The 19,123-nt window shown below is 69.6% G+C and carries 21 protein-coding genes; 9 read left to right on the plus strand and 12 right to left on the minus strand.

The features are described 5' to 3' along the window. Positions 1-89: 89 nt before the first annotated feature. Positions 90-1,307 carry an AI-2E family transporter gene (locus ASC76_RS04750; RefSeq protein WP_056463338.1) on the plus strand — a complete coding sequence of 406 codons (1,218 nt, stop codon included), beginning with the start codon at positions 90-92 and terminating at the stop codon, positions 1,305-1,307. A gap of 44 nt (positions 1,308-1,351) precedes the next feature. Here ASC76_RS04750 and ASC76_RS04755 read toward each other — a convergent pair whose 3' ends face one another. From ASC76_RS04755 to ASC76_RS04770, 4 genes are all read right to left on the minus strand, one after another. Continuing rightward, positions 1,352-1,591, minus strand: a complete 240-nt coding sequence (locus tag ASC76_RS04755) for a hypothetical protein (protein WP_056463341.1) — start codon at positions 1,589-1,591, stop codon at positions 1,352-1,354. 23 nt (positions 1,592-1,614) lie between these two features. Next, positions 1,615-2,232: a hypothetical protein gene (locus ASC76_RS04760; protein ID WP_056463344.1), complete on the minus strand. Its 618-nt coding sequence runs from the start codon at positions 2,230-2,232 to the stop codon at positions 1,615-1,617. Between the two features lie 28 nt (positions 2,233-2,260). Then, positions 2,261-2,461 carry a hypothetical protein gene (locus ASC76_RS04765; protein WP_056463348.1) on the minus strand — a complete coding sequence of 67 codons (201 nt, stop codon included), beginning with the start codon at positions 2,459-2,461 and terminating at the stop codon, positions 2,261-2,263. A 148-nt stretch (positions 2,462-2,609) separates the two neighbouring features. Then, positions 2,610-3,347 (minus strand): Crp/Fnr family transcriptional regulator, encoded by a 738-nt coding sequence (locus ASC76_RS04770; RefSeq protein WP_157615312.1) that lies wholly within the window; start codon positions 3,345-3,347, stop codon positions 2,610-2,612. A gap of 128 nt (positions 3,348-3,475) precedes the next feature. Between ASC76_RS04770 and ASC76_RS04775 the strand changes: the two genes are divergently transcribed. After that, positions 3,476-3,712, plus strand: coding sequence for a hypothetical protein (locus ASC76_RS04775; RefSeq protein ID WP_056463351.1), 237 nt, complete (start codon positions 3,476-3,478; stop codon positions 3,710-3,712). Positions 3,713-3,789: 77 nt separating this feature from the next. Here ASC76_RS04775 and ASC76_RS04780 read toward each other — a convergent pair whose 3' ends face one another. The 7 genes from ASC76_RS04780 to ASC76_RS04810 all read right to left on the minus strand — a co-directional run bounded on the left by ASC76_RS04780 (position 3,790) and on the right by ASC76_RS04810 (position 11,080). Continuing rightward, positions 3,790-4,341 carry a hypothetical protein gene (locus ASC76_RS04780; RefSeq protein WP_056463354.1) on the minus strand — a complete coding sequence of 184 codons (552 nt, stop codon included), beginning with the start codon at positions 4,339-4,341 and terminating at the stop codon, positions 3,790-3,792. Positions 4,342-4,449: 108 nt separating this feature from the next. Then, positions 4,450-6,576: an AsmA family protein gene (locus ASC76_RS04785; protein ID WP_056463357.1), complete on the minus strand. Its 2,127-nt coding sequence runs from the start codon at positions 6,574-6,576 to the stop codon at positions 4,450-4,452. 68 nt (positions 6,577-6,644) lie between these two features. Then, complete coding sequence (locus ASC76_RS04790; protein ID WP_056466868.1) at positions 6,645-7,634, minus strand: D-glycerate dehydrogenase; 990 nt, start codon at positions 7,632-7,634, stop codon at positions 6,645-6,647. An 11-nt stretch (positions 7,635-7,645) separates the two neighbouring features. Then, positions 7,646-8,992: a sodium:proton antiporter gene (locus ASC76_RS04795; protein ID WP_056463360.1), complete on the minus strand. Its 1,347-nt coding sequence runs from the start codon at positions 8,990-8,992 to the stop codon at positions 7,646-7,648. After that, on the minus strand, positions 8,989-9,684 hold the full coding sequence (locus ASC76_RS04800; protein ID WP_056466872.1) for a nitroreductase: 696 nt from the start codon (positions 9,682-9,684) through the stop codon (positions 8,989-8,991). The genes ASC76_RS04795 and ASC76_RS04800 overlap by 4 nt, the downstream gene beginning before the upstream one ends. An 11-nt stretch (positions 9,685-9,695) precedes the next feature. Then, positions 9,696-10,148, minus strand: a complete 453-nt coding sequence (locus ASC76_RS04805) for a thioesterase family protein (protein ID WP_157615314.1) — start codon at positions 10,146-10,148, stop codon at positions 9,696-9,698. Then, entirely contained in the window at positions 10,145-11,080 is a 936-nt protein-coding gene (locus ASC76_RS04810; RefSeq protein WP_056466875.1) for a histone deacetylase, read from the minus strand. The genes ASC76_RS04805 and ASC76_RS04810 overlap by 4 nt, the downstream gene beginning before the upstream one ends. Before the next feature lie 216 nt (positions 11,081-11,296). Between ASC76_RS04810 and phaP the strand changes: the two genes are divergently transcribed. Beyond that, positions 11,297-11,836, plus strand: coding sequence for a TIGR01841 family phasin (gene phaP / locus ASC76_RS04815; RefSeq protein ID WP_056463364.1), 540 nt, complete (start codon positions 11,297-11,299; stop codon positions 11,834-11,836). A gap of 208 nt (positions 11,837-12,044) precedes the next feature. Here phaP and ASC76_RS04820 read toward each other — a convergent pair whose 3' ends face one another. Next, positions 12,045-12,941: a patatin-like phospholipase family protein gene (locus ASC76_RS04820; RefSeq protein ID WP_056466877.1), complete on the minus strand. Its 897-nt coding sequence runs from the start codon at positions 12,939-12,941 to the stop codon at positions 12,045-12,047. 146 nt (positions 12,942-13,087) lie between these two features. Between ASC76_RS04820 and ASC76_RS04825 the strand changes: the two genes are divergently transcribed. Genes ASC76_RS04825 through ASC76_RS04850 form a run of 6 tightly spaced genes read left to right on the plus strand, consistent with a single transcriptional unit; the run spans position 13,088 to position 19,121 of the window. Further along, a complete protein-coding gene (locus ASC76_RS04825; RefSeq protein ID WP_056463367.1) occupies positions 13,088-13,855 on the plus strand; it encodes a sulfite exporter TauE/SafE family protein in 768 nt (255 codons plus the stop codon). Further along, positions 13,855-15,555, plus strand: coding sequence for a nitrite/sulfite reductase (locus tag ASC76_RS04830; protein WP_056463372.1), 1,701 nt, complete (start codon positions 13,855-13,857; stop codon positions 15,553-15,555). The genes ASC76_RS04825 and ASC76_RS04830 overlap by 1 nt, the downstream gene beginning before the upstream one ends. 11 nt (positions 15,556-15,566) lie before the next feature. Beyond that, a complete protein-coding gene (locus ASC76_RS04835; protein WP_056463375.1) occupies positions 15,567-16,112 on the plus strand; it encodes a DUF934 domain-containing protein in 546 nt (181 codons plus the stop codon). Continuing rightward, positions 16,109-16,879: a phosphoadenylyl-sulfate reductase gene (locus ASC76_RS04840; protein WP_056463376.1), complete on the plus strand. Its 771-nt coding sequence runs from the start codon at positions 16,109-16,111 to the stop codon at positions 16,877-16,879. Before ASC76_RS04835 ends, ASC76_RS04840 begins: the two co-directional genes overlap by 4 nt. Beyond that, entirely contained in the window at positions 16,876-17,835 is a 960-nt protein-coding gene (gene cysD, locus ASC76_RS04845; RefSeq protein ID WP_056463379.1) for a sulfate adenylyltransferase subunit CysD, read from the plus strand. Before ASC76_RS04840 ends, cysD begins: the two co-directional genes overlap by 4 nt. Further along, the gene (locus tag ASC76_RS04850) at positions 17,835-19,121 is read left to right on the plus strand and encodes a sulfate adenylyltransferase subunit 1 (RefSeq protein ID WP_056463382.1); all 1,287 of its coding nucleotides are present in this window, start codon (positions 17,835-17,837) and stop codon (positions 19,119-19,121) included. The genes cysD and ASC76_RS04850 overlap by 1 nt, the downstream gene beginning before the upstream one ends. Positions 19,122-19,123 lie beyond the last annotated feature (2 nt).

Consider the following 19,123-nt stretch of genomic DNA (forward strand, 5'->3'; position numbering starts at 1 on the left):
CCGGCAGCAAGTCGGCCCGACAACGAGCCCCGGATTCAGCGCGAATCGCGGGGCTTTCATTTGCCCGACCGACCCCCACCAGGACCGCCATGAGCGCTGTGCCCGCCGAGACCACCAGACCGAACTCCAGCGTCGCCGCGACCGTCATCGCGACACTGGCGATCGTCGCGACGCTGTGGTTCGGACGGTCGTTCCTGATCCCGCTGACCGCCGGTCTGATGCTGGCGCTGCTGGTGATGCCGCTGACCGCGCTGCTGACGCGCATCGTGCGGCTGCGCATCATCGCGGTGACGGTCACGCTGGCGATCGTGATGGGCGCCATCGGCATGGCAGGCGCGGCCTTCGGCGAACAGCTGGCCCGCGTTGCCGGCCGCGTGCCGGACATGATCACGCTCGTGGCCCAGCAGGTGGCCGAGACGGAGCCGGGCGCCGAGTCGGTGCTCAAGCGCGCCCGCGAAGCATTCCGCGATCTGGACCGCGCAGCCGATCGCCTGGCGGGCGCGCGGCCGAGGCCGATCACGACATCGCCAGTGCGCAGCAAGGCCGCCATTTCACGCCAGGCGGCCGCTGCGAGTGCCGCCGCGGCAGCCGCTGCGAGCGCCGCTGCGACGGCATCGGCGGCCTCGGAGCCCGCGGTGTCCATCTCCCAGACCGCGACGGTGGCGTTGCGCGACAGTGCCGTCAGCGGCTCCGGCGTGCTGTTCAAGCTGGCGGCCGACCTGACCATCATCTTCTTCATCGCGTTCTTCGTGCTGGTGGGCGGCGAGCCGCTGGCCACGCGCGTGCTCGACCTGTGGGATGAGCGGCCGGGCCTGCGCCTGCGCGCCGAGCATGCGGCCGGCGAGTGCGTGCGCCAGATCCACATCTACGGCGGCGTGCTGCTGGTGACGAACACGGTCGTCGGCCTGGCCGTCTGGGCCGCGTTCATGCTCGCCGGGCTCCCCGATGCCGGCGGCTGGGGGCTCACCGCGGCGATCCTGCACGTGGTGCCCTATCTCGGCATGGCGCTGCTGACGGGCCTCGGTGCCGCCGAGGCGTTTCTGGCCCACGGCACGCTGAGCGCGGCGCTCGGCATGGCCGGCTTCGTGGTGGTGCTCTCGACGCTGATCGGCACCGTCGTGACGGCCTGGCTGCAGGGCCGGGCCGCCAAGATGAACCCGGCCGCGGTCTTCATCGGCGTGGTCTTCTGGGGCGCGATCTGGGGCATCTGGGGCCTGTTGCTCGGCCCGGCGCTGGTCGTGCTGCTGAAGGTCGTGGCCGAACACACCCGACCGGGACAGCGGCTCGCGCACCTGATGCAGGGGTGACGCGCCGCTGGCGCGCAAGGGTGACGCGCCGCTGGCGTGGTCGCTCAGCGACCGGTCTTGAGCTTCTTGTAGGCGGCGTCCGCCTCGGGGGCGCGGGTGGTGTCCTTCACGCCGCGCTCCACGTCGTCGTGCGCCTTCTTGATCGCCTCGCTGGGCTTCCCGTCGGTCATGCCGACGCGCTCGTCGCGGTCGTGCGGCATGTGCGGGTTGGTCGAATCGCCGGGATCGACGAGGTCGACGCTCGGTGGCGAACGGCGCGGCTTGCGCTGTGCGGGCAGGTTCATCGGGGCTTTCGGAGTGATGGGGATCAGAACGTGCTGCGCATGAACAGCGCGAGGCCGCCGCGGCGCATCCGCAGCGTCATGCGGGCATCGCCGGCCAGCTTCAGGCCGAGGCCGCCGTACGCGATGTTGAAGCGCGATTGCGCCGATTTGAATTCGATGCCGACCTTGCCGGCGACGGCGTCGCCGCCGCCGATGCCGGCACCGCGCCAGCTCGCTGCGTCGGCGAACAGCGACGAACGGTCCGAGGTCCGGTAGCGCATGCCCAGCGTCAGCACGGTGCCGGAGCCCACGACATTGGCCGGCGCCTCCGGCAGCAGCCCGGCGGCGCCGGTGATCGGCCGCACGGAATACGCCAGCGTGCCGAGCCCCAGCCCCAGGTCCGCGCGGCCGCGAGAGATCCACAAGCGGTAGCCGACTTCGGTCGCCTCGCCACGGAAGTTCGGTGCGGTCCGCAACGGCTCGGGCACCGCGTCGTCCCGAACGAAGCGAGGCGAGTCGTTCTGCCCCGCACCGGCCGCACCGGTGAGCGCGGCCACGCTGCGCAGGGACGCGGCGCTGCCCTCGACATCGTCGTCGGCCCGCGCCCCGCCCGCCAGCGCCAGCGCCGCGACGAGGGCGATCAGGGGAGCGGTGCGCTGCATGGTGCCTGTCTCCGGCCGGCGATCCGGTTCAGTAACGGCTGCGCAGTTCGCGGATCTGGCGCTCCGCTTCGGCCGAGCGCAGCGCGTGGGTCTTGTGGCCCTTGTCGTGCTGGCGGGCATGCTCGCGCGCCTCGAGCTGGTGGACGTCCTGCTCGGCGGGTTCCCATTCGCGGCGGCCCGGATGACGTTCCGACTTGAACCCGGCCTGGTGCTGGCGATCGCGGTGCATGTGGCACTCCTACGAGGGATCTGGCGGCGCTGCGGCCCCTCCGTGCGCCTGACCATGCTGCAAGCGTATCCAGGCGCGCGTGAGCGTTCGGTCGGAGCGCACCGAAAGCCGCGTAGGACGGGAACGCGTCGCGCGTGCGCCGAGCGCGTCAGATGAGCGGACGCGGCGCGGGCTTGCCGTCGCCGTACAGGTCCGCGATGCGTGCCAGCGCGTTCACGTCCAGCAGGTGCAGCCGGCCGTCCTCGATGCGGTGCAGCCCGCGGCGCTCGAGCTTGCGCAGGGTCTTGTTGGTGTGCACCAGCGAGAGCCCGAGCCCGTCGGCAATGTGCTGCTGCGTCAGCGGGAACGGCACGCCGTTGATGTCCGCATCCGGCAGCAGCGCGGCGGCGCGCTTGTACAGCAGGATCAGCAGCGTCGCGATGCGTTCCTCGGCATTGCGTCGGCCGACCGACAGCAGCGTGTCGTCGACCACCGATTCCTCGTGCGCCGTCAGCCACGTCACGGCGAAGCCGAGCGATGGGGCCGAGCGGTGCAGTTCCCACAGCGCGTCGCGCTGGAACACGCACAGCACGGTGTCGGTCAACGTGTGCACGCCGTGTGCCGCGGCATCGCCCATCTTCTGCTGCACGCCGATGAAGTCGCCGGGCAGCAGGAAATTCAGGATCTGGCGGCGCCCGTCGCTCAAGGTCTTGAAGCGGAACGCCCAGCCGCTCAGCACGGTGTAGAGCGGCGCATCGGCCTGCCCTTCGTGGATCAGCGTGCGGTCGGCGAGCACCACGACCTGGTCGCGCTTCAGGGTCTCGATCAGCGCGTTCTCGGCATCCGTCTGCGCGATGAACAACGGCATCGGCCGCAGCGGGCAGGTGGCGCAGGGCACGACTTTCATGGCTCCTCCAGGACTCGGCGCGCGAGCGCGGCTGTCGGACTCGACCTACCGCGGCGAGCGGTGTCGCCCGCTCGCGGGACGGCGGCGGAGTTTCTATTGTCGGACCACCGCAATCCCAGGAGACGACGATGGCCCACCCACCCCGCGACAAGGACCTCCAAGGCGAGGGCAACTACGACGCGACCCGGCGCTACGACAAGTCGGTACGCGAGTTCGTCGAATCGGGCAGCGTCGACGACGCCGCCGCGGCAGCCGCGCCCGAGAATGCGGCCGAAGCCGAGGAGATGAAGCGCGCCGAAGAGATCGGCAAATCGCACTCGAAGGGCGAGGACCGGGCTGCGCCGCCGGACGCCCGCAAGCCATAGGTCGAGCCCGTCGGGCCCGCCCTCAGCGACAAAAGCCGGCATCTGCCGGCTTTTGTTCATGCGGACGCCGAAGCGGCTCAAGTCTTGCCGTACTTCGACTTGGCAGCGCTGATGCACGCCGATTTCGCGTCGCCGGCCAGGCTGTCACATTTCTCGGTCGCGACCTTGTAGTCGGCCTCGCGCTTGTCTTCGATCGCGTCGTTGCGCGCCTCGCCGACCTTCTTGCTCATCTTGGCATCGGCGAGCGCCTTCTTGTGCTCGGCCTTGGCCTCGGCCACGCAGACATCCTTCGCGTTGCCGCCCTTCTCGTCGCACATTTCCTTCGCGACGGCATAGCCGGCGTCGGCCTTCTCGACCGCGATCTTGTTGGCATCGGCCGGCTTGCCGGTGTAGTTGTACTCGGCTTCGGCCAGGGCCACCTTTTCCTTGCCTTTGGCCTGCTCCATGCAGATGTCCTTCTGGTTGCCCGAGCGCGAGTCGCACGCCGCCTTGTCGGCCTTGTACTCGGCGCCGATGCGGTCCTTCGCCGCCGTGTAGTCGGCGCGGTTGCCGGTGGCGGCGAACGAGCCGCCGGCGGCGAGCATGGCGGCAATGGCCAGGCCGGTCTTGCAGTGCTGGAGCGTGATCATGGAGTTGTCCCTTTCGTTTTTGCGGCGTGTTCCCGCGGTGAACGAAGTATCGAAACAGCCCCCGTCACGAGCCAGCGGACGCTGCCGCAGGCCCCCGTAGTTCTTGTCCTACCGCAACGGCGCCGCGGGTTTGGGCGCGGCCCTCGCCGGGGCCTTCGGCGGCGGCGGCGCACCCAGCGCGGGGCGTGCGGCGATGCGCTGGGACAGCGCGCGACAGGTGTCGGCGCCCTGCTTCGCGTCGTCGCTGCTGCCGGTGTCGATCAGCGGCAGGATCGCCGCCATCGGACTCAGCAGTGCCAGCAGCGCCGCCGCGCCCACCCGCTTGGCCAGCGGGCCTTTCTCGAGCGAGAACGACGGCTTGGCGAATGTGCCCTGGATGTGCACCGGCGTGCGCAGGGCGAGCGGGCTGAAGTCCTTCGGGCTGGCCACGACACGCAGGTCCATCGACTCGTTCGCGAGCGACAGCGAGCCGTCGGCCCAGAGCGTCGAATCGCGCGTGTCGACCACCAGCGCGCGCGGCTTCAGCAGGCCCCGATCGGCCACCAGGTCGACGACCGAGCACTGCACGGGCAAGGCGTCGTCGCCCTTGATCAGCATGCCCAGGCCCTGCGCGATGTCCAGGCCGACCGCCTCGACCGCCAGGTGCGAGACGGTGCCGTCCTTCACCTGCATCCGCACACCACCGCGCAGACTGCCGAGGATCGCGGCAGTCGACTTGCCCTCCCCGGCGACGCGCGCCTGGCCTTCGAGTCGGCCCGTGGCCCACGGCGGGCCGTTGTCGGCTCTTGCCTGGCGGATCCAGCTCTCCAGCCGGACGCCGCTCCAGCGCAGATCGGCGGTCCACTTGGCGACGGCAGCGCGCCCGTCCAGCCCGACGCTGCCGAACAGGCGCCCCTGCCCGGTGCGCGCTTCGAGCTCGCGCAACGTCAGCACACCGTCGATCAGCACGAGGTGGGTGCGCAAGGGCTTCAGCGGCTCGAGGAAAGTGCTGCCCAGGTCCAGGTTGTCGATGTCGACCAGCACGTTGGCATCCATCGCGCGCAGCGACGGCAGGTCGAACTCGCGGTTCGGCAGCACGTGGCCGGGTGCGGCGGTGTCGCGCTGCGCCGCGGCGGTCGGCGTCACCTCCGGCACCGCAGGCGACTTCTTCGCGGGCGCGCCCACGCTCGGCCCGAGGTCGGCCAGCAGCAGCTTGGTGCCGCTGAGCCGACCTGCCAGCACCGGGCGCGCAGGACGCGGGTCGTAGGTGAAGGCACCGGCGAGACGGCTGGATCCGATCGTCGCCTGCTCGAACACCGCGTTCCACACCACGCCCTCCTTCGCGACCAGGCCCTGGGCGCGGAACGGCGGCGTCGTCGGCAGCGTCACGTTCAGGGGATCGCCGAGCGAGGCCAGCGACGGACCGCGGACGCTGAAGCGCCCTTTCAGCGCGGTCAGGTGCAAGGCATCGGTTGCGGTGCCGTTGAAGCTCAGCGCCGCGCCGCCGATGCGCGCGTCCAGCATGACCGGCAGCGCGATCTGGGCGGCGTCCTCGGCGATCACCGGCAGCACGCCGTTGGTCTTGAGCTCGATGCGGACCGGTTGCTTCTGGTACGAGCCCTTGCCGACGAACTGCAGCCCGGTCGCCCTGCCTTGCACGCCGGCGGCCGAGACCCTCTCGCCTTCGACCAGCGAATAGTTCGCATCGAGGTCCGCGACGATCAGCGCGTCGCGGTAGCTCAGGCGGCCTGCGTCGACCTGCAACCGGCCGAACACCGGCAGGCGCTGCGGTGTGTCGGCGGTGTCGGGCGTGTCGGTCTGATTGCCGAACTGCCACGAGGCCCGGCCGTCGGCCCGACGCTCGATGTGGCTGTCCAGTTCGGCCGCGCGCAATTCGCGGATGCGCAGCGGCTCGCCGCCACGCGCCCGCCACAAGTCGCCGTACCCGAGCTTCATGCGCGCGTCGCGGGCCCGCAGCATGTAAGGTTCGGCACTCCAGGCCGGCGCGCCGATCTCGATGAACGCCGCGTTCAGGTCGACGCTGCCGAGCAGGTGGATCTTGACGCGCGGTGCGGTGGCCGGATCGGCGCTCAGGCTCACCCGGCGTTGCAGCGCGCTGCCCAGCCATTGCTGCATCGGCCCCGCCAGGAAGGGCCAGCCGAGTGCTTCACAGACGCCGATGGCCACGACCAGCACCAGCACCGCGGCACCCGCGATGCGGCCCCAGCGTGCAGGCCTGACGGTCGCTTCATTCATGTCCCATGCTCGCATGAGGGCGCCGGCGCGCTCATCGGGAAGGCGCGCCTCCGGCTGTGGGGATGCTCCTACAGCGCTTCGGGATTCAGCGCGGTCGGCGGGTGACCGGCGTGCGGGCCGAAGCCGAGCGCGGCGATCAGGTTGTCGACCGCGAGGTGGGCCATCGCACGGCGCGTCGGCAGGCTGGCGCTGGCGATGTGCGGGGTCAGCACCACGTTCGGCACGGTCAGCAGATCGGGATGCACGCTCGGCTCGCCTTCGAACACGTCGAGCCCGGCAGCGGCGATCCGCTTGTCGCGCAGCGCCTGCGCCAACGCCGCGTCGTCGACGATGCCGCCGCGCGCGATGTTGGTCAGCGTGGCGGTCGGCTTCATCAGCGCCAGCTCGGCGGCGCCGACCAGGTGGTGCGACGCGGCGCTGTACGGCACCACGATCACGAGGTGGTCGCTTTCTCGCAGCAGTGCTTCCTTGTCGACCCAGCGCGCACCGAGCTCGGCCTCGATCGCGGCGTCGAGCCGCGAGCGGTTGTGGTAGATCACCTTCATGCCGAAGCCGAGCGCGCCGCGCCGCGCGACGGCCTGGCCGATCCGCCCCATGCCGAGCACGCCGAGCGTCGCGCCGTGCACGTCGGTGCCGGCGAAGGCATCGACGCTCCACTTGCTCCACGCACCGCTGCGCAGGAAATGTTCGCTCTCGGCGATGCGGCGGGCGGCCGCCATCATCAGCGCGAAGCCGAAGTCGGCGGTGGTCTCGGTCAACACGTCGGGTGCGTTGCTCACGACGACGCCGTGTGCGGTGCAGGCCGGCACGTCCACGTTGTTGTAGCCGACCGCCATGCTGCACACGGCCTTGAGCTGCGGGCAGGCGTCGAGCAGCGCGGTGTCGATCGGCTGCGTGCCGGTGATGAACACGCCGGCCTTGCCCTGCAGGCGCTGGATCAGTTCGGCCGGCGTCCAGACCACGTCGCTCGGGTTGTCTTCCACGTCGAAGTGCTCGCGCAGCCGATCGACGATGTCGGGGAACACGGCACGGCAGACGAGTACGGCGGGTTTGCTCACGATGAATCCTTTCAACGCATCCAGATGAAGGTGATCAGGACGAACAGCGGCAGCAGCACCGCGCCCGACCAGGCCATGTAGCCGAAGAAGCTCGGCATGCGGATGCCGCGGCTCTCGGCGATGGCCTTGACCATGAAGTTCGGCGCGTTGCCGATGTAGGTGTTCGCGCCCATGAAGACCGAGCCGGCCGAGATCGCCGCGAGCGTGGTCGCGAGCTTCGTCATCAGCACCTGCGCGTCACCGCCGGCGAGGTTGAAGAACACCAGATAGGTCGGCGCGTTGTCCAGGAACGAGCTCAGCACGCCGCTGAACCAGAAGTAGGCCCAGGGCAGCGGCGCGCCGTCGGTGCCGGTCACGGCCCGGGCCACGCCGGCGAAGGCACCGGCCTCGCCGGCCTTCAGCATCGCGAGCACGGGCATCATCGTGACGAAGATGCCGACGAACAGCTCGGCCACCTCCTTCATCGGCGCCCACGAGAACTCGTTGGCGGCGCGCACGCCGCGCGGCGTGATCGCGAGCGACAGCAGCGTCACCGCGATCAGGCCGGCGTCCCGCACCAGGGACTGCAGGCCCAGCTCGACGCCGAAGACATCGAACGCGGCCCCTGGCTTCCAGGTGCCGCTCAACAGCACCAGCGCGACGATCAGCAGCAGCGGCAGCAGGTTGATCGCGCCGACGATGCCCAGCGGCGGCGCGTCGCACGGCGTCGGATCGGCCGGCAGCACGCCCTCGTGCCGGAAGTGCCACGCATCGATGGCGTAGAAGATCGCCAGCAACGCGCCGACCAGGAACAGCGTCTCGGGCAGCAGGTGCGAAACGGTCCAGAAGAACGACACGCCCTGCAGGAAGCCGAGGAACAGCGGCGGGTCGCCGAGCGGCGTCAGCGAGCCGGCCGCGTTGGCGACGATGAAGATGAAGAACACGATCACGTGAGCCGCGTGCCGGCGGTTGTCGTTGGCGCGAATCAACGGGCGGATCATCAGCATCGCCGCGCCGGTCGTGCCCATCACGCTCGCCAGCACGGCGCCGATCGCCATCAGCCCGGTGTTGAGCCCGGGGCCGCCGCGCAGGTTGCCACGCAGGTGGATGCCGCCGGCCGCGGTGAACAGCGCAGTCAGCAGGATGATGAACGGCAGGTACTCGGCCAGCAGCGTGTGCGCCAGGCCGTGGCCGGCCTCGGCGACGCCGAAGCGCGCCGCGAACGGCCCCAGGAACGCGAGCGACCAACCGAGCGCCACCTTGCCGGCATGGTGGTGCCAGAACGACGGCGCGAGCAGCGGAAGCAGCGCGATCGACAGCAGCATGCCCGCGAACGGAAGGCCCCAGAACGCCGCCAGCTCGGCGCCGGAAACACTCATTCCAGGAAGCGGGCAAAGCCGCTGACCGGCTCGCGCTCGGTCACCAGCGTGTTCTCGATCGCGTCCGGATCGGCCCAGCCGAGCGACATGCCGCACACGACCTGTTCGTCGTCCGGCGCGCCGACGTGCGCGGTGATGATCCGGTGGAACTGCGTGAACGCCGCCTGCGGACAGGTGTCCACCCCGCGGCCGCGCGCCGCGACCATCACGCTCTGCAGGAACATGCCGTAGTCGAGCCAGCTGCCCTGGCGCATCACCCGGTCGATCGTGAAGATCAGGCCGACCGGCGCGTCGAAGAACTCGTAGTTGCGCCGGTGCTGGGCGTGCATGCGCGCCTTGTCGGTCTTGGCGATGTCGAGCAGGCCGTACAGGTCCCAGCCGACCTTGCGGCGGCGGTCGATGAACGGCGACTTCCACTCGGTCGGGTAATACGCGTACTCCTCGCTGTGCTGCGCGCGCTGCTCGGGATCGTCGTAGGCCGCAGCGACCTTGCGCGAGAGTTCTTCCTTGGCGTGGCCGGTCAGCACGTAGACCTTCCACGGCTGGGTGTTGGTGCCCGACGGCGAGCGTGCGGCGACCTGCAGGATCGCCTCGATCGTCTCGCGCGGCACCGGCGTGGGCAGGAAGGCACGCAGCGAGCGGCGCGTGATGATTGCGGTGTCGACCGCGGCGGTCTGTTCGGGCGTGGGCACGGGCGTGGCGGTCACAGCAGTCCTTGCAAGGTGTGGATCAGCGGGGTGGGCAGCGGCGCCGGCCGGCGTGTGGCGCGGTCGACGTAGACATGGACGAAGTGGCCGCAGGCCGCGCTCAGCGCCGCGCCGCCACCGAACAGCCCGATCTCGTAGCGCACGCTCGAGCTGCCGATCTGCGCGACGCGCAGGCCGGCGTCGACGACCTGCGGGAACGACAGCGGCGCGAAGTAGTTGCAGTGCGTCTCGACGACCAGGCCGATCACCGCGCCGCGCTCGACATCGAGCACGCCGGCCTCGATCAGGTAGCGGTTCACCACCGTGTCGAAGTAGCTGTAGTAGACGACATTGTTGATGTGGCCGTAGGCGTCGTTGTCCATCCAGCGGGTCGAGATGCTGCTGAAATGGCGGTAGGCGTCGCGCGGCTGCGGCGCCGGGCGCGTGGTGGCGGGGGGTGAAGCGCTCATGGGGGCGCATTGTTCCATTGCCGCCAGCTGTCGATCGCCGCGCGGATCGTGCCGAGGTGCACCTGGACCGTGTCGTCGACGACCCGGCCGTAGCCGCCGGCCATCGACAGCGCGACCGGGATGCGGCGCTCGCGGGCCGCGGCCAGCACGCGCCGGTCGCGTTCGGCCAGGCCCGCGGTCGTGAGCTTGAGGCGGCCGAGGCGATCGCCCTCGTGCGGATCGGCGCCGGCCAGGTAGAAGATCAGCCCGGGCGGCGCGGCGTCATGCCGGCGCCACAGTTCGGCCAGCGCATGGTCGAGCGCCTCCAGATAGGCGGCGTCGCCGCAGCCGTCCGGCAGGTCAACGTCCAGATCGCTGCGTTCCTTGCGAAACGGGAAGTTCTTCGCGCCGTGCATCGACAGCGTGAACACGGTCGGGTCGTCGGCGAAGATTGAAGCGCTGCCGTTGCCCTGGTGGACGTCCAGATCGACGATCGCGACGCGCAGCAACTGGCGCCGCGTGCGGTGCCACTCGGCCTGCATCAGCCGCGCCGCGACCGCAGCGTCGTTGAAGACACAGTAGCCGCCGCCCTTCTCCGCCGTGGCATGGTGGGTGCCGCCGGCCAGGTTGGCGGCGACACCCGTCGCCAGCGCGGCCCGCGCGGCGGCGATCGTGGCGCCGACCGAGCGGCGCGCGCGTTCGACCATCGCCTCGCTCCACGGAAAACCGATCTCGCGCTGCAATGCCGGGCTCAGCGTGCCCTCGACCACGGCCGAGAGATACGCCGGCGTGTGCGCCAGCGCCAGCTCGCCGTCGCTGGCCGGCAAGGCCTGGCACATCTCCAGGCCCGGCAGACCGTCCAGCTGCTCGCGCAGCAACCGGTACTTGGACATCGGGAAGGTGTGACCCGCCGGCAGCGGCAGCACGAACTGGTCGGCGTAGAAGGCTTGCATCGGCATGGGGCGCGATTGTGACGACGCGATGGAAACCCTGCCGAAACGCCCCGATACACCAAAACCCGACGTTTCTGCTGCAATGCAGCAAAAAACACTTGCGCCCTGGGGCAGCGTCGCTATACTTCGGTTCATGTTGCAGTGCAGCAAATGCACGCAGAACAGATTCCGATTCGTTCCTTGTCCCTCTACCTACCCTGTCTGGAGACTCTCACCATGATGACCGCTGAACAACTGATGGCCGCCCACAAGTCCAACGTCGAAGTCCTCTTCGGCCTGACCAACAAGGCGTTCGAAGGCGTCGAGAAGCTCGTCGAGCTGAACCTGCAAGTGGCCCGCGCCGCGATCGGCGAAGCCGCCGAGAACACCAAGGCCGTGCTGTCGGCCAAGGACGCGCAAGAGTTCATGGCCCTGCAAGCCAGCCTGCTGCAGCCGGCCGCCGAGAAGGCCGCTGCCTACAGCCGCCACCTGTACGACATCGCTGCCGCCACCGGCGCCGAAGTGACCAAGGTCGCCGAAGCCACCGCCGCCGACGCGCAGACGAAGTTCATGTCGGTGGTCGATACCGCCGTCAAGAACGCCCCGGCTGGCAGCGAAAACGCCGTCGCGCTGGTCAAGTCGGCCGTCGCCGCTGCGAACAACGCGTTCGAAGGAGTGCAGAAGGCTGTCAAGCAAGCCACCGAGACCGCCGAAGCCAACTTCCAGGCCATCAGCGCCACCGCGACCAAGGCCACCAAGGCCAAGCGCGCCGCCTGATCTCGGCTTCAGCTCGACGAGGAGCCTGCCGTAAACATTTGTAGACGGCTTGAACTTGTCGAGGAGTCGCCCATCTGAGAATGACCGCCAGCCTTCGGGTTGGCGGCTCTCCTGAAGGTTGTCTCCTCGGTAGCCTCTTCCTCCTCTCGGCTACCTTTCGGCCCGATGCAGCAATGCGTCGGGCCGTTTGTTTTTGGCGCGCGGCCTCTCAGTGCGTCTTGGCGGCGATGCGCTCGCGCAGCGGCCCGAGCTGGGCCAGCATGGCCTCGCGCCCGGCTTGGATCGCCCGCTTTCGGGCCGAGAAGTCGGCACCCGAGACCTGCGCGAGCTTGGGCCGCAGCAGGACGTCCACATCGCGCAGCTCGAGCGTGTTGATGCTGCGACCCATGATCGCGAAGGTCTGCACCAGCATGCGCATCGCGTCGCCGGTCGGGTTGCCGTCCGGCGCCGCGGAAATGTCGACCGCGATCACGAGCTCCGCGCCCATCTGGCGGGCGAAGCGCGCCGGGACCGGCGCGACCAGGCCGCCGTCCACGTACTCGCGCGTGCCGATCCGTACCGGCTGGAACACCGCCGGCACCGCGCTCGAGGCGCGCACCGCCACCCCCGGATCGCCGCGCTGGAACAGCACGGCGTCGCCGCTGTCCAGGTCGGTCGCGACGATCCCGAGCGGCACCTTCATCTGCTCGATCCGCAGCCCGCCCGTGTGGTCACGCACGTACTTCGCCAGGCCCTCGCCGCGGATCAGACCGCGGCCCGGAAACGACCAGTCGGTGAACGCGGTCTCGTCCATCGAATCGGCCAGTGCCGCGAGTTGCGCGCCGCTCTGCCCGGACGCGTAGAGCGCTGCCACCAGACTGCCCGCCGAGGTGCCGGCGACCAGGTCGGGCTTGATGCCGTTTTCCTCCAGCACCTGGATGACGCCGATGTGCGCGAAGCCGCGCGCCGCGCCGCCGCCCAGCGCGAGCCCGATCCGCGGCGGCTTCGGCGGTGGGCGCGGCACCGGATCGACAGGCGGTGACGGCGGCGGCGCGACGACGATCGGAACGGGCGGCGGGGCGGTCTGGCACCCGGCGAGGGCCAGCGCCAGAGCGCCGCCGGCGATCAGCAGGCGCCGTCGGCTCGGTTCGCCTCGCGATATGCCTTCAGGACATAAGCAAAGTTTGATAATGTTCTTCCGTAATATATGGCTGCTCCGTACATTCCCGTACTTCTGCGCCATCGAGGCGCTGCTTCGGGTGTGCGTTCGGCATGGATTGGATCGCGATTGTCAGCGGCTTCGGCGTCGGCGCCATTGTCGGGTTGACCGGCGTGGGCGGCGGCTCGCTGATGACGCCGCTGCTGCTGTCGGTGTTCAAGTTGAACCCGGCCGTGGCGATCGGCACCGACCTGTGGTTCGCCGCGGTCACCAAGACGGCCGGTTCGCTCTCGCACCACCAGGCCGGCCACGTGCGGTGGCACATCACGGCGCTGCTGCTGGCCGGGAGCATCCCGGCGTCGATCGGGACCGTGGCGCTGATGCACTTCACCGGCGTGACCAAGGGCTGGGCCGCCGCGCTGACACTGACGCTCGGCGTCGCGCTGCTGCTGACCGCCGTCACTGTCGCCTACAAGCGCGTCTGGCAGAGCGTCGGCCTGCGGCTGGAGCGCTGGATTCCCGAGCATCGCAAGCCCTTGTTGACGGTGCTGTGCGGCGTGCTGCTGGGCGTGCTGGTGTCGCTGAGCTCGATCGGCGCCGGCGCGATCGGCGCGACGCTGATCCTGCTGCTGTACCCGCGACTGAAGTCGCACGAGATCGTCGGCACCGACATCGCCCACGCGGTGCCGCTCACCCTCGTGGCCGGCATCGGCCACGCGACCCTCGGCCACATCGACTGGAACCTGCTCGGCGCCTTGCTGATCGGCTCCATCCCCGGCATCTGGATCGGCGCGCAGCTGACCCGCAAATTGCCCGAAAAGCTCGTGCGAACGCTCTTGTGCGTCGCCCTCGTGAGCGCCGGATTGAAAGTGATCACCTGATGTATCAATACACCGACTTCGACAAGCAATTCGTCCACCAGCGCGCCGCGCAGTTCCGCGACCAGTTGGAGCGCCATCTCGCGGGCAAACTCCCCGAAGACGACTTCAAGGCCCTGCGCCTTCAGAACGGCTGGTATGTGCAGCGTCACGCGCCGATGCTGCGCGTCGCGGTGCCGTACGGCGAACTGAGCGCCGCGCAACTGCGCACGCTCGGCACCATCGCCCGCCAGTACGACCGCGGCTACGGCCACTTCACGACGCGCCAGAACCTGCAATACAACTGGATCCCGCTCGTTCAGGCCGCCGACGTGATGGACGCGCTGGCGGCCGTGAACATGCACGGCATCCAGACCAGCGGCAACTGCATCCGCAACATCACCAGCGACGCGTTGGCCGGCATCGCGCCCGACGAGGTCGTCGACCCGCGCCCCTACGCCGAGCTGCTGCGCCAGTGGAGCACGCTGCATCCCGAGTTCGCGTTCCTGCCGCGCAAGTTCAAGATCGCGATCACCGGCGCCACGGAAGACCGCGCCGCGATCGCCTGGCACGACATCGGCCTGCAACTGAAGAAGAACGCGGCCGGCGAGATCGGCTTCCGCGTGCTGGTCGGCGGCGGCATGGGCCGCACGCCGGTCATCGGCACCGAGATCCGCGCGTTCCTGCCGTGGCAGCAGATCCTCGTGTTCATCGAGGCGATCGTGCGCGTCTACAACCGCTACGGCCGGCGCGACAACGCGTACAAGGCGCGCATCAAGATCCTCGTCAAGGCGGAGGGCCAGAAGTTCATCGACGCGGTCAACGCCGAGTTCACCGACATCCTCGAGAACGACGTTGCCGGCACCGCGCACCTGCTGCCACAGGCCGAGTTCGAGCGTGTCGCGAGGAGCTTCGTGCTGCCCGCCGGCGTCGCCGCCGTGCCGGAAACGCCGCTCGCTGCCTTCGACGCGCCGCAGGCCTACGGCCGCTGGCTCGAGCGCAACGTGCACGCCCACAAGCTGAGCGGCTACCGCGCCGTGACGCTGTCGCTGAAGCGCGCCGGCCAGGCGCCCGGCGACGCGACCGCCGACCAGATGGACGCCGCCGCCGCGATCGCCGACCGCTTCAGCCACGGCGAACTGCGCGTCACGCACGACCAGAACCTGCTGCTGCCGTGGGTGCGCGAGACCGAGCTGCACGCGCTCTGGCAGGCCGCGCGCGACGCCAGCTTCGCGACGCCGAACATCGGCCTGCTGACCGACATGATCGCCTGCCCCGGCGGCGACTTCTGCGCGCTCGCGAACGCGCGCTCGATCCCGATCGCCGAGGAGCTGACCCAGCGCTTCGACGAGATCGACGAGCTCTACGACATCGGCAACATCGACCTCCACATCAGCGGCTGCATCAACTCGTGCGGCCACCACCACAGCGGCCACATTGGCATCCTGGGCGTCGACAAGGACGGCAAGGAGTGGTACCAGATCTCGCTCGGCGGCTCCGACGGCTCGACGATCAGCGGCGCCTCGGTGCCGGGCAAGGTGATCGGCCCGTCGTTCGCGGCCGACGAGGTGGCCGACGTGATCGAGTCCGTGATCGAGACCTACCGCGAGAAGCGCAGCCCGAACGAACTGTTCATCGACACCGTCAAGCGCGTCGGCCTCGAGCCGTTCAAGGCCTCGGCCAACGCCGTGCGCCGCAGCACCGCGACCGTGCCCGCCGTCTGAGGAGCCCGCCCATGAAATTCATCAACCTGCAGAAAGACCCCTGGCGCACTCTCGGCGGCGAGGACGGCCCCGCCGCCTACATCGACCCGCGCCCGCACCTGCTGCTGACCGTCGAGCAGTGGCACGCGTTCCGCGCGCAATGGCCGCAGGACATGCCGGTCGGCGTGATGCTGGCCAACGACGTCGAGGTCAAGGACATCGCGGACGACCTGCCGCGCCTGACGCTGGTGCAGCTGCATTTCCCGAAGTGGGTGGACGGCCGCGCCTACAGCCAGGCGCACACGCTGCGCATGCGCTACCGCTTCACCGGCGAGGTGCGCGCGACCGGCGAGGCGCTCGTCGACATGGTGCTGCTGATGGCGCGCAGCGGCTTCACCTCGGTGGTGCTGCGCGCCGATCAGTCGCTCGAGGCGGCGCACCGCGCGCTGACCTTCTTCCCCGGCTTCTACCAGGGCGGCGTCGACGATCCGACGCCGCTGTTCGCCAAGCCGCCCGGCACCGCCGACGCGCTGGTGCGGGCACAGGAAGAATTCCTCAATGCCGGAGCGTCGATATGAGCGGCGGCAACGCGATCCAGCTCTATGCCCGCCAGTCGGCCGGTTTCGAGACCCGCATCGCGCAGGCGCTGGCGCTGCTGCGCCGCGCCGCGGTCGACCACCCGGGCCGGATCGTCCAGGCGACCAGCCTCGGCGCCGAAGACATGGTGATCACCGACCTGATCGCCCGGTACGACCTCCCGATCGCGGTGGGCACGCTGCAGACCGGCATGCTGCATGCCGAGACCGTCGGACTGATCGGCACGATCGAGGCGCGCTATGCGCTCGACGTGGAGGTCTACGAGCCGGTGCAGGAGTCGGTGGTGCATTTCGTCGCCCGCCACGGCGAGCGCGCGATGTACGAGAGCATCGACCGGCGCAAGGGCTGCTGCGCGATCCGCAAGCTCGAACCCCTGGCACGCATGCTCGCCGACCGCGGTGCGTGGGTCACCGGCATGCGGCGCGAACAGTCGGCGAACCGCGGCACCGTCGAGTTCACCGAGCAGGACGACAAGGGCCGCACCAAGTTCAACCCGCTCGCCGACTGGAGCTGGGCCGACGTCTGGCAGTACATCGCGCTGAACGACGTGCCGTACAACCCGCTGCACGACCAGTTCTTCCCGAGCATCGGCTGCGCGCCCTGCACCCGCGCGATCGCCGTCGGCGAGGACTTCCGCGCCGGCCGCTGGTGGTGGGAGGCCGAAGGCGCGAAGGAATGCGGACTCCACGTCCACGACGAGCTTCCCGCCGAACAGTCACCCATTTCCCCGATCGGAGTTCACGCATGAATGCCCCGTTGAAGGTCGAGCAGTTGCTACCCGAGCTCGACCACACCCACCTCGACTGGCTCGAGGAAGAAGCCATCTTCATCCTGCGCGAGACCGTCGCTGCGTTCGAGCGGCCGGCGCTGCTGTTCTCCGGCGGCAAGGACTCTTGCGTGGTGCTGCGGCTGGCGGAAAAGGCGTTCAAGAAGAAGAACGCCCAAGGCCAGTACGAAGGCCGGCTGCCGTTTCCGCTGCTGCACGTGGACACCGGTCACAACTTCCCCGAGGTGATCGAGTTCCGCGACCGCCGCGTTGCCGAGATGGGCGAGCGCCTGATCGTGGGCGACCTGGAGGATTCGATCCGGCGCGGCACCGTGCGGCTGAGCCACCCGCTCGAATCGCGCAACGGCCACCAGACCGTCGCGCTGCTCGAGGCGATCGAGGAACACCGCTTCGACGTGCTGATGGGCGGCGCGCGACGCGACGAGGAGAAGGCGCGCGCCAAGGAGCGCATCTTCAGCCACCGCGACAGCTTCGGCCAGTGGCAGCCGAAGGAGCAGCGCCCCGAACTCTGGACGCTGTTCAACACCCGCATCAAGCCCGGCGAGCACATGCGCGCGTTCCCGATCAGCAACTGGACCGAGCTCGACGTGTGGCTCTACATCGCCCGCGAGAACATCCCGCTGCCCGATCTCTACTTCGCACATGACCGCGAAGTGATCCGCCGCAAGGGGCTGCTGGTGCCGCTGACCGAGGTGACACCGGCCCTGCCCGGCGAGACGGTCGAGACGGTCGAGGTGCGCTTTCGCACCGTCGGCGACATGACCTGCACCTGCCCGGTCGAGAGCCCCGCCGCGAGCGCGGCCGAGATCGTCGCCGAGACGCTGCAGGTGACCGTCAGCGAACGCGGCGCGACCCGCATGGACGACCGCACCTCCGAGGCCTCGATGGAGCGGCGCAAGAAGGAAGGGTATTTCTGATGAGCGACCACCGCGCCCTGCGCTTTCTCACCGCCGGCTCCGTCGACGACGGCAAGAGCACGCTGATCGGCCGCCTGCTGTACGACTCGCGCGCGATCCTCGCCGACCAGCTCGACACGCTGGAGAAGCGCGCCGCGGGTGCGCCCCAAGCCGCAGGCGGGCCAAGCTTCGACCTGTCGCTGCTGACCGACGGCCTCGAGGCCGAGCGCGAACAGGGCATCACGATCGACGTGGCCTACCGCTATTTCGCGACCAGGCAGCGCAAGTTCATCATCGCCGACGCGCCCGGGCACGAGCAGTACACCCGCAACATGGTGACGGCTGCGGCCGGGAGCGACGCCGCGGTGGTGCTGGTCGACATCACGAAGCTGGACACGCATGCGGTGCCCGTCCAGCTGCTCGCGCAGACACGCCGCCACTCGCTGCTCGCGCAATTGCTGCGCGTGCCGAGCATCGTGTTCGCGATCAACAAGCTCGACGCGGTCGACGATCCGGCGCAGGCCTATGAAGCGGTGCGCGCCGCGCTGCTCGACTTCGCCGAGGAGGCGAAGATGGACATCGCCGGCATCGTCCCGGTCTCGGCCCTGCGCGGCGACAACGTGACGCAGCCGTTGAACGCTCCGTGGTACAGCGGCCCGTCGCTGCTGCAGCTGCTGGAAAGCCTGCCGACCGCGCAGGAGCGCACCATCGGCGACCTGCTGATCCCGGTGCAGTACGTGGCGCGTGACGGCGACGGTCGAGGCGACCAGCCGCGCACTCTATGGGGCCGCATCGCCCACGGCAGCGTGCGCGTCGGCGACGAGGTGCAGCTGTTCCCGAGCCGCCAGAAGGCGATCGTCGCCGAGGTGCGCGTCGCCGGTGACCTGGTCGATGCGGCCGTGGCCGGCCAGTCCGCCGGCCTGAGCCTGGACCGCCAGCTGGACGTCTCGCGTGGCGACTGGATCGCGACGCCCGACACCGTCCACGAGACGAACCGCTTCTCCGCCACCCTCGCCTGGCTCGACACCGAGCCCGCGGTGATCGGCCGCAGGTACTCGGTCCGCCACGGCAACCGCTGGGTGCCGGCGCGCATCACCGCGATCGAGAGCCGCCTCGACATCCACTCGCTGCAGGCCACCGACGCCCACGAGCTGGCGGTCAACGAGATCGGCCACGTCGTGATCGAGACCCAGCAGCCGCTGCCGGTCGAGGCGTACGCGTCGAACCGGGTCGGCGGCTCGTTGATCATCGTCGACCCGGCGAGCAACCGCACCAGCGGCGCGCTGCTGGTCAAAGAGGCAGCCTGACC

The organism is Rhizobacter sp. Root404, from assembly GCF_001425865.1.
Taxonomy (GTDB): Bacteria; Pseudomonadota; Gammaproteobacteria; order Burkholderiales; family Burkholderiaceae_C; genus LMDS01.

What these genes read in the sequence shown, in the direction of transcription:
- ASC76_RS04770 (WP_157615312.1), bottom strand. Translation starts at nt 3,347, where the DNA reads ATGAAAGTCGTGCCCTGCGCCACCTGCCCGCTGCGGCCGATGCCGTTG.
- ASC76_RS04755 (WP_056463341.1), bottom strand. Translation starts at nt 1,591, where the DNA reads ATGAACCTGCCCGCACAGCGCAAGCCGCGCCGTTCGCCACCGAGCGTC.
- ASC76_RS04805 (WP_157615314.1), bottom strand. Translation starts at nt 10,148, where the DNA reads ATGAGCGCTTCACCCCCCGCCACCACGCGCCCGGCGCCGCAGCCGCGC.
- ASC76_RS04765 (WP_056463348.1), bottom strand. Translation starts at nt 2,461, where the DNA reads ATGCACCGCGATCGCCAGCACCAGGCCGGGTTCAAGTCGGAACGTCAT.
- ASC76_RS04760 (WP_056463344.1), bottom strand. Translation starts at nt 2,232, where the DNA reads ATGCAGCGCACCGCTCCCCTGATCGCCCTCGTCGCGGCGCTGGCGCTG.
- ASC76_RS04795 (WP_056463360.1), bottom strand. Translation starts at nt 8,992, where the DNA reads ATGAGTGTTTCCGGCGCCGAGCTGGCGGCGTTCTGGGGCCTTCCGTTC.
- ASC76_RS04840 (WP_056463376.1), top strand. Translation starts at nt 16,109, where the DNA reads ATGAGCGGCGGCAACGCGATCCAGCTCTATGCCCGCCAGTCGGCCGGT.
- ASC76_RS04810 (WP_056466875.1), bottom strand. Translation starts at nt 11,080, where the DNA reads ATGCAAGCCTTCTACGCCGACCAGTTCGTGCTGCCGCTGCCGGCGGGT.
- ASC76_RS04785 (WP_056463357.1), bottom strand. Translation starts at nt 6,576, where the DNA reads ATGAATGAAGCGACCGTCAGGCCTGCACGCTGGGGCCGCATCGCGGGT.
- ASC76_RS04775 (WP_056463351.1), top strand. Translation starts at nt 3,476, where the DNA reads ATGGCCCACCCACCCCGCGACAAGGACCTCCAAGGCGAGGGCAACTAC.
- phaP (WP_056463364.1), top strand. Translation starts at nt 11,297, where the DNA reads ATGATGACCGCTGAACAACTGATGGCCGCCCACAAGTCCAACGTCGAA.
- ASC76_RS04835 (WP_056463375.1), top strand. Translation starts at nt 15,567, where the DNA reads ATGAAATTCATCAACCTGCAGAAAGACCCCTGGCGCACTCTCGGCGGC.
- ASC76_RS04780 (WP_056463354.1), bottom strand. Translation starts at nt 4,341, where the DNA reads ATGATCACGCTCCAGCACTGCAAGACCGGCCTGGCCATTGCCGCCATG.
- ASC76_RS04750 (WP_056463338.1), top strand. Translation starts at nt 90, where the DNA reads ATGAGCGCTGTGCCCGCCGAGACCACCAGACCGAACTCCAGCGTCGCC.
- ASC76_RS04825 (WP_056463367.1), top strand. Translation starts at nt 13,088, where the DNA reads ATGGATTGGATCGCGATTGTCAGCGGCTTCGGCGTCGGCGCCATTGTC.
- ASC76_RS04850 (WP_056463382.1), top strand. Translation starts at nt 17,835, where the DNA reads ATGAGCGACCACCGCGCCCTGCGCTTTCTCACCGCCGGCTCCGTCGAC.
- ASC76_RS04830 (WP_056463372.1), top strand. Translation starts at nt 13,855, where the DNA reads ATGTATCAATACACCGACTTCGACAAGCAATTCGTCCACCAGCGCGCC.
- cysD (WP_056463379.1), top strand. Translation starts at nt 16,876, where the DNA reads ATGAATGCCCCGTTGAAGGTCGAGCAGTTGCTACCCGAGCTCGACCAC.